Annotated in this window: 6 protein-coding genes and 1 pseudogene; 2 read left to right on the top strand and 5 right to left on the bottom strand. The window is 22.8% G+C overall.

Going from position 1 to position 8,141, the window contains the following annotated elements; all coding sequences use genetic code 11:
- A pseudogene (locus KGF50_RS11090) lies at positions 1-182 on the bottom strand (M56 family metallopeptidase); the annotation flags it as partial.
- Positions 183-554, bottom strand: coding sequence for a BlaI/MecI/CopY family transcriptional regulator (locus KGF50_RS11085; protein ID WP_227848101.1), 372 nt, complete (start codon positions 552-554; stop codon positions 183-185).
- A gap of 424 nt (positions 555-978) precedes the next feature.
- Between KGF50_RS11085 and KGF50_RS11080 the strand changes: the two genes are divergently transcribed.
- Together KGF50_RS11080 and KGF50_RS11075 are read left to right on the top strand one after the other, a co-directional pair.
- Positions 979-2,094: a tyrosine-type recombinase/integrase gene (locus KGF50_RS11080; protein WP_227848100.1), complete on the top strand. Its 1,116-nt coding sequence runs from the start codon at positions 979-981 to the stop codon at positions 2,092-2,094.
- 302 nt (positions 2,095-2,396) lie between these two features.
- On the top strand, positions 2,397-2,603 hold the full coding sequence (locus KGF50_RS11075) for an FDLD family class I lanthipeptide (RefSeq protein ID WP_227848099.1): 207 nt from the start codon (positions 2,397-2,399) through the stop codon (positions 2,601-2,603).
- A gap of 112 nt (positions 2,604-2,715) precedes the next feature.
- On the opposite strand, the gene KGF50_RS11070 is transcribed toward KGF50_RS11075, so the two are convergent.
- Genes KGF50_RS11070 through KGF50_RS11060 form a run of 3 tightly spaced genes read right to left on the bottom strand, consistent with a single transcriptional unit; the run spans position 2,716 to position 8,111 of the window.
- Positions 2,716-3,684 carry a CPBP family intramembrane glutamic endopeptidase gene (locus KGF50_RS11070; protein WP_227848098.1) on the bottom strand — a complete coding sequence of 323 codons (969 nt, stop codon included), beginning with the start codon at positions 3,682-3,684 and terminating at the stop codon, positions 2,716-2,718.
- A 40-nt stretch (positions 3,685-3,724) separates the two neighbouring features.
- Positions 3,725-5,017, bottom strand: a complete 1,293-nt coding sequence (locus KGF50_RS11065; RefSeq protein WP_227848097.1) for a lanthionine synthetase LanC family protein — start codon at positions 5,015-5,017, stop codon at positions 3,725-3,727.
- A gap of 55 nt (positions 5,018-5,072) precedes the next feature.
- Positions 5,073-8,111 (bottom strand): lantibiotic dehydratase, encoded by a 3,039-nt coding sequence (locus KGF50_RS11060; RefSeq protein ID WP_227848096.1) that lies wholly within the window; start codon positions 8,109-8,111, stop codon positions 5,073-5,075.
- Between the last annotated feature and the right edge of the window lie 30 nt (positions 8,112-8,141).

Genomic DNA, 8,141 nt, shown 5'->3' with positions numbered 1-8,141 from the left:
GTAATTTCAATTGAACAAGAAATTGGGAAAAGTAACATTCTAAAAAGAATAATTAGCCAAATATAATAATTGAATTTCTTACTAAACATTTTAAACAGACATGTTTTTAAAATTATTAATATACAAATACCTAAACTACTTATAACTGTTGTTTTTAATAAATTTTCAAATAAAGCATTCATTTATTTATCCAAGTCATTTGCTATTTCTATAAGATACTCAAGTTTTTCTTTTTTTAAAAGATTATCTTCATGTAAAGAAACCAATACACTTTCTAGTGAATTATCATGTATGTTACTTACAAAATTTTTAGTTTCAAAGTTTAAGTATTCCCTATTCTCAACTATAATTTTATAGTGTGTATATCTATCAACTTTTTCAGCTGATAAATACTTTCTTTTAACAAGTCTGGATAGAAGTGTTAGTGTAGTTGTCTGTTTCCAACCATGTTTATTTTCCATAGCTTCAATAACTTCCTTAGAAGTCACCTCACTATTTTCCCCCCAAATAAATTTCATTACTTTTAGCTCTGCTTGCGGTATCTTTTCAATCATAAGCCCTCTCCCCCTAGAATAATATTGCAACTTAATACTACAATAATTGCATGAATAAAAATTTTGTCTATTAATATAATTTTACATGAATAGTTAAGAATATTCTATATAAAGTTCTATATAAGTTATCACAAAAATACTCACCTTTTAAATGCCTGTTAGAAAGGAATATTTTTTATCGCCTTATAATTTATCCTATACGATGTTACATCGTCTTAAAATCGAATTTTGTATTTAATTATTAAAACATAACTAATATCATAGAATATTTAATTCTATGATATTTTTTATTATATATTGCTATTACTAAGTTATACTATTTATTTATTTATAAATTTCAGTTATAATTCAGCAAAATCGTACTTTTATTTAATTTTTAATGGTATAATTAACATATAAAGTTTTTTAAGAAAGGTGATTTTTTATGACTGGGTTTATAAGAATTGTAAATAAAAAGTATATAGTCTACTTAGAATATAAGGATGAACTTACTGGAAAGAAAAAGCAAAAGAACATGGGCTCTTTTGCTAAAAAAAGAGAAGCTAATAAAAGACTAGCAGAAGTAAAAGATAGTATGTATAAAAATAATATACTAATTCCAAATAATATTTTATTTGAGCATTTTTTAAAAACATTCATAGAAGAATATAAATCTAGATGGTCCATAACTACTTATAGTAAATATATTAATATATGCAATAAGTACATAATAACACATCTTGGTAAAATGAGATTACAAGATATTGATACAGTACATATACAAAATTATATAAATACCTTGTCAGATACTCTAAGTTCTAAAACCTTAAAAATACACATTAATATAATGAAACTTGCATTTGAAAGTGCATTTGATTTAAGAATAATTGATAAGAATCCGACCAAAGGAATAGATTTAATCAAAGCAAAGAAATTTAAAAATGAAATTTATAATGAAGAACAAATAATAAGATTATTAGAAGCTTGTAAAAATACTGCTTTAGAACTGCATATAAATTTAGGTGTTGGTCTTGGTATGAGAATATCTGAAATATTAGGTCTTTCATGGGAAAATATAGATTTCGAGAGAAAAATAATTTTAATAGAGAAAATTACTGCAAAAGTTAATGGAGAAGTTATACTAAAGGATACTAAAACTGAAAGTTCAATCAGAAAGATATCTGCTCCAGATGAAATAATGAATCTCTTGTTGAAGCATAAATTAGAGCAAGAAAGAGAGTTACTAAATAACAGTATTAAAAATAACTATAATCTATTGTTTATTAATAAGAAGGGGAATCCCATAGATGAAAGTGTTATAAGTCATAGATTTAGAAGATTCCTAGAGTATGAGCAACTTCCTCATATTAGATTTCATGATTTAAGACATTCACATGTTACGTTACTTATGAACTCACATATACCTATAAAGGTTATTTCAGAAAGAGTTGGCCATTCAAATGTTAATACAACTCTTAATATATATTCTCATGTACTTGATGAAATGGATAGGGAAGCTTCCGATAAAATAGCAGATAAATTATATAAGGATGAATCATAAACGAAAGATTTCAAAAAAGCTGTAAATGGCAAATACAGCGCCATTTTTATGAAATATTTTGTTAGTATAAATTCAAATTATTATATATTTTCCAATAAGTAAATTCAATATTAAAGAAATCGCTTTACGTTAATAAAAAAATCAATTTAAGTTTTGAAATTAAAGAATAAATATAAAAAAAAATAGTATTATTATAAAAAATATTTTTTTAAATGAAATTCTAAGAAAGTAGAATAAAATTGTTGTTCTAAATATTTTTATATGCTATAATGAAATTAATTAAATATATAGGAGGTTTTGTTATGAGTAATTTCAAAGATTTTGATTTAGATTTAAGGAAAGTTTCGAGTAGTAACGATGATGAGCCTCAAACTAGAACTATCATAACTACTATATCAGTAATTGGAGCTTGTGACACTATGCCTAACCCTACACTTACTATCACTAGACCTTGTTGTCAAAAAGATGGACATAATATTGAGAATGATGTTGCACCACGTTGTCAATAAATTTTAATCATACATAAATAAAAATTAGATTTATTATAAATAGTATTCTTATAGAAATATACATAAATCTCTAATAGTATATCTAAACATACTTTATATCTGATTTATTTTATTAATTGTTTCTTTTATATTCTTTAGTAAAAATAAATAATGAAAGGAGTATAGAAAAAATTAAACAACCTGATATAACATTTGAATTAAGGTTTGAAGAATTAAAATTCAAAAATACCTTATTCAAATTAGCATCTAAAAGGACTGTATTATTAATCAAATGAATTACCACACATGCCCATATATTTTTAGTTTTCATATAAACATATCCTAAAAATATAGAAATACCAATTACAAAACATAATCTAAGTAATATACCCAGACTATCTACATGATAACTTGTTAACCATAAAGGTATATGCCACAGCTCCCATATGAACCCTAACAAAACAACTCCTATTCGTTTACCAAATTTCCGTTGCATTTTTTCCTGTAAGAATCCTCTCCAACCATATTCCTCTCCAAAGAAAAGTATACTTTGAGTTGCAAAATTTGGAAGAATTAAAAATATAGCCATGACTAAATTTATAAAATTGATACTTTTCCACTCTAACATAATACATTTACTTAAATTAATTATTAGTATAAAAATAAGAATACAAATAATAGACTTTTTCTCATTCTTAAATGGATAGAGTTCTTTACCTTCTATACATGCATAGCATATAATTAAAATACTAGTAAATAGAGTTACAATACCTATTCCTAAATTTATAGATTCATCATCTATTACTCCAAACGCTTTTAAACTTACTAAGCATAAAGAGAGTAAGAAGTTAGCTATTATAATATAATGAAGTATATAATGGGTATCATTTTTTTTATATTTATAAGTCTTTGCTAATGATACTCCTGCTGCTGGTAATATAGTCATAAATACTACCATTATTTCTGGATTCATATATTCTTTAAAGTAAAGAGGTATTCCAAATAATAATGATATTCCATAAGTAATTATAAAAAATATTGCAACTTCTACAATATTTCTTTTATTATTATTTTTTTCTTTATCTATATGATTTTGTTCCATGATAATCCACTTTTCTCCTCTCGATATAGAATATTTGAGCTTAATCCATCATTAAAAGTTTATCAAAGGTTAGATTAAATGTCATAGAATCTATTAAAGTTAAAGTTACACCTCCTATTCCTTGGAGTAAGGAAAAATCATAATTATAATTACTATTATATAAATCTTCTACAAACACATCATTATCTTTGGTTAAAGTACTTATTTTCTTATGCTCATCTATTAATCTTAATATATTTCTTTCTAATGTATTTAGAAACCTTTTATCATGAGTTTCTTTATATGCACTAATTTGTATTTCAACAACACTAGCATATCCATGACATAATATAGGTAATTCTAAGTTATATTGTTCTATAGGCTGATTAATTATTTTTAATAATTCTTCTTTGTAATATTGATATTTATCTTTAAATGACATATATTTAGATACTTTCATAAGACCTCTAACTATACTTATATTCCCATAACACCAACCTGTATTAAATGAATAATTTAATTCTTTATTTTCAATATAATTTTGAAATGGCAATTGGGTTGGATACTTTAAAACACCATCATCTAGAATAGCGAATTTTTCATATAATTTAAAAAGTATTTCGATAGCTTCATCTAGCCCTTTGATATCATATTTTAGATATTTTACTTTTGCTAAAGTTATTAGTGGTCCAATCATTCCATGTGCAATTCCAAAATTTATATGTCCATCAGGCTGTGTTATTTTTTCTTTTTCTAATGATTGTTGCTCTTTTTCTATATGAAAATTTATTGTCTTAAATCCTTTATATAACTTATTCTTAGAAAGATCTATTAAGTACCTTGTAAAGTCGTTTACTATTATATCATTTCTCATATTTTCGTAATCTAATAAATAATATAATATGCCAGAAACACCATATATAGAATCGTAATGTGCAGGTGCCAATGGTTTATCTTTTATGATTCCTAAGTAAGTCTCTGAATATTTAATAAAAATGTCATTAAAAAAGTCAGAGAATTGTTTTAGATTATTATATTTTTTATTTATATTATTTAAGCTAATCGTTATATTTCCTATCCCTCTAAACATGCCCATAAATTTAAAATCAGCATCATTTCCTGAATATATATTATTTTTAAATGCTTCTAATACATATAGCAAGTTTTTTTCTATATCTACATTATATTCTTCTACAAGATTTTGATTTAATATCTCGGAACAAAAAAATAATATTTGATCATATTCTTCTTTCCTTAATAGTCCTTTTTCATACTTATAAATAAGTAAATTCATGCTTTTTTTAATTTCACTAATTATTTGTTTTTGAGTATTTTCACTTAAATTTATTTTCATTTTAACCTCTCTTAAGATTAATTTTTTGTTCTATAGAATAAAATACAATTAATATCTATATTTTATTTCTAACCATCTCCATTTTTATGATATTATATAAAGTATTTCTTACAATTTCTAAATACTTTTCTTCATATTTTTTATCTCCAGTAAGCCTATTACAGTACATATGAATAATGGAAAGTAATATCGACTCTTTACTGTTTGTATTCTTATTATTTAAAACTTGTTTATCTAATGCTTTTCTAAATTCATTTAATGCATCTTTTTCTTCAATGAACTCAGAATATATACCTATACATTTATCTTCCTTTTCATGTAATAATCCTTGAATTAAATCAATATACTCTTTTCTTTTTTTTCTATACTCATCTCTATATGTATCTCTAAATTGTTGGCTATTTAAAACTAAAAACATTTCATTTATATTTTCTGTTAAATTTCTAAGTATATTAACTATCCCAAATATATACACTTTTTCTAAATTATCATTTACTGTCAAATCGTTTTTTCTTAGAATATTTTCTACTACAATAGAATTTTTGAAGAATATTTTTTCACATAATTCTACTATTTCTTTCCCACCATATCTATTTATTTCTTTTTGATATGTATCAAATATAACATTACTAACTACCTTTTTATCTATCATATTTCTAATCCACTGATTAATTATTACTAATTTATCATTTGCTATTTTTTCATTTTCAAATTTTATTCTTATTCTTAAATGATATCCTATATTATCCTTATATCTTAAGAAAAAATGATCTTCATTATTTAAATCTTTTAATAATTGTTCTAGAAAAATACTCAGTAATTCATTATCTCTATCTGATATGCCATATAATTTAAAATATACCCATCCTTCTTCACAAAGCAAAAGCTTTTTGTTTTCATTACTTAATGTAATATTATTAACTAAACTAAAATTTTCTTTATTACCTTTATTATTATTTGTAATCAAACTGAATACAAATTCACTTGTATATCTATCATGATTTGAATCTTCCACAAATGAACTCTCTAGTAAATTCTTCTCTATTTCATTAAATTCTAATTTTTTAAATTTTTTATATTCTGCATATAGTATCTTTATATATTCATCTTTATCTAAATTTACAATAATCCTATTGTCAAAAACACATTGATATAAAACACTATCTATTTTATATCGTTTTATATTTAGATTTAACTGTTTTTTAAACTCTTCATAATTATCAGCTTTAATATCTGCATCATTTAAAATCCATTTTCTAGGAGATACTATTATTCCTTCAAAATTTATTCTTGGTGTATATTTATAATAGTAATTAGACATAAAAGAAGACAATCTTCCCTCAGGAAAATCTTCATATGTTTCACATATATATTTTAGTAATTTTAATATATTATTATTTAAATCTGAGTTTAACATATTATCTGTAATTATTTTTATTTTTTTATTATATTTTTTAGACTTAACATATATATTTCCTGAACTTGATACTCCTATGTACATATCATCTATAGCAATTTCTTCATCAGATTCTTTATAGCAATTTCCAAATGATAAGAAATACTTATAATTTTTAATGTTATTAATTACATTATTGCTTTTACCAGAAATGGACATCTCTCTGGCTTCTACAAGCAAATATTCATTTTTATACATATCTTCTTCTTTTTTATATATTTCATTATATTTCTTGAAATCCTGCTTACTAAAACAGTCCGAAAATCTCTGAAACATAGCTCCTGCTTTGTTTGAGCCCATATTTGGGCCTAAATATAAATTATATTTATCATCATATTCTGTGATTAGAATATTAATATCAAATGATTTCAAGTATTCTTGTTTATTTATATATATACCTTCAAAATCTTGTTTTGTAAAAAACACTTCATCTTCTCTATTTAAAATTGATTGAAAAATCTTAGCATTAATTTTATTACTTATTTTCTTTTCATCTTCCATAATAATATTTGAATCTGTATTTAAAAGAGATAAACCATTAAAATCATTTGTATCTATTATTTTAGTTAATGGAACTTCAATATTCATACCATATTCCTCTATAAATTTCCCCTTAAATTTATTTATAGAACTTGATCTTACAGGTATTTCATATAGTAAATTAGCCATTTTTTCTATTTTTATTTTTATATCTTTATTCAGATTTTTATACTTAAATTCATTCCCTAAGTTTAAAATTAAATAATTTTTATTTTTATATATTTTAGACATTGAATTATATATATTTTCTAAACATTTTATGCTTTCTTTTCTTTTGTACTCTAAAATTAAATTATCAATTAATTTTAATTGTTCTAAATATTCACCTTTATAATTAATATCTTCTAATACTTCTATTATATGATTTAAGCTATTTATACAATATGATGGAATTCTTAAATTAGAAAATAAATATTCATTTTCTAATAACATCTTTATTGTTTTTTCCACCAATTCCTTTGGAACATTTTCATACTCCTTTAATAGTATTTTTTCTAAGTCATCATAAGATGTAAATTTCTTAGTTTCATTTTTTATCAATTCAACAAGATGTGTATATTTAATGCTATTTTCTTTTACAATTTTTTCTTTTAAATCTGCCTTACCATAATTAGTGAAGTAAGGATTTTTAAATCTATCTCCACTTTTATAACATATTTTATTAAATTTAAACTTTAATTTTTTAAAAATCATTTCTTCTCTTTCTAAAATATAAACTATGTAATTTATCCATTTGTTATCAACTTTTAAATCTATTAACTTTTTATTTTTTACTAAATTAGTCTCATTTGAAAATTCCCCAATAGATACAGCAGAAAAATATCCATAAGGAGTAGTTCTCGTTGTACTTCTCACAAAATATTTCAACAGAGATTCTTTTAAGTTATTATATTTTTTTATATCACTTGGCTTATTTATATAACTAAAATAAAGAGACTTACTAGAAATAAGTAATGCTTTTTTAAAAAAATCATCTAATATTTCATTAGAACGTATAAATTCATATATATCTTTATCTTGATTCTCATATTCTTGTAAATATTTTATTGATAAACTTGGTGTTCTGACCATAAAATAATCATGACATTCAAATTTCATTTTTTCTCCTTCTTTCTTTATATGTTTTTG

This window comes from Clostridioides sp. ZZV15-6598, assembly GCF_020657705.1.
Classification (GTDB): domain Bacteria; phylum Bacillota; class Clostridia; order Peptostreptococcales; family Peptostreptococcaceae; genus Clostridioides; species Clostridioides difficile_F.
The sequence above is the reverse complement of the archived record's forward strand: the minus strand, read 5'-3'. Positions and strand labels throughout refer to the sequence as shown.

Coding starts and splice junctions, on each gene's coding strand:
- KGF50_RS11085 (WP_227848101.1), bottom strand. CDS start 554: ATGATTGAAAAGATACCGCAAGCAGAGCTAAAAGTAATGAAATTTATT.
- KGF50_RS11080 (WP_227848100.1), top strand. CDS start 979: ATGACTGGGTTTATAAGAATTGTAAATAAAAAGTATATAGTCTACTTA.
- KGF50_RS11075 (WP_227848099.1), top strand. CDS start 2,397: ATGAGTAATTTCAAAGATTTTGATTTAGATTTAAGGAAAGTTTCGAGT.
- KGF50_RS11070 (WP_227848098.1), bottom strand. CDS start 3,684: ATGGAACAAAATCATATAGATAAAGAAAAAAATAATAATAAAAGAAAT.
- KGF50_RS11065 (WP_227848097.1), bottom strand. CDS start 5,017: ATGAAAATAAATTTAAGTGAAAATACTCAAAAACAAATAATTAGTGAA.
- KGF50_RS11060 (WP_227848096.1), bottom strand. CDS start 8,111: ATGAAATTTGAATGTCATGATTATTTTATGGTCAGAACACCAAGTTTA.